Here is an 874-nt window from a genome sequence, read left to right on the forward strand (position 1 = left end):
CTCTGCGTCCACGTCCCCACCGCCTCCGCCGTCTGCCGCGCCCCGGCGCGGGCGGTGGGGACGTGGACGCAGAGCAGCGCATCGTTGCCGCGGCAGGCGAGCAGCGGCCCGAGCGCTGTGGCGTATTCCTGCGCCTCGGCATCGACACCGAGATCGATCGGGTTCGTCGAAGTGCCGTGGCGGACGGACGCGATGGCCTCCAGCGTCTCCGGCGAGGCCTCGGCGGCGGTGCCGCCCTGGTCGGCCAGCCGGTCGGCCGCGAGCGCGCCGATGCCGCGCCCGTTCGCGACGATCATCAGCCGCCGGCCCGGAAACGGACGCTGCCGGCGCAGGGTCTCGGCGGCGGAGAACATCTCGTCGAGGGTATCGACCGCGAGCAGCCCCGCCCGGCGGAAGGCGGCCGCATAGACCGCATCGGGCCGGGCGAGCGCGCCGGTATGGGTCTGCGGCTCCTCCGCCTGCGCCTCGTGCCGCCCGGTGCGCAGGACCACCACCGGCTTCACCCGCGCCGCGGCGCGGGCGGCCGAAAGAAATTTTCGGGCGTCGTCGACGCGGTGGAGCGAGAGTAGGATCGCGCGGGTGTGAATGTCGGCGGCGAAGTGATCGAGCGTGTCGGCGGCGTCGACATCGGCCGAGCGGCCGGTGGTGAGGATTGCCGAAAAGCCGACCTCGCGCCGGTGCGCCCAGGCCGCGATCGCCGAGGCCACGGTGCCCGACTGCGTCACCAGCGCCAGATCCCCCGCCCGCGGCGGATGCGCCAGCAACGTCGCGTTGAGGTTCTTGCCCGGCACCGCCAGCCCGATGCTGTCCGGCCCGATCAGCCGCAGCCCGTGCCGCCGCGCCGCGCGCCGCGCCGCGCCGATCGGCTCCGCCT

General features: G+C 75.1%; 1 pseudogene. It reads right to left on the minus strand.

What is annotated here, in order from left to right:
• Positions 1-874 (minus strand): annotated as a pseudogene (locus FV217_RS22455) (GNAT family N-acetyltransferase); the annotation flags it as partial.

It is taken from the genome of Methylobacterium sp. WL9, assembly GCF_008040035.1.
Taxonomy (GTDB): domain Bacteria; phylum Pseudomonadota; class Alphaproteobacteria; order Rhizobiales; family Beijerinckiaceae; genus Methylobacterium; species Methylobacterium thuringiense.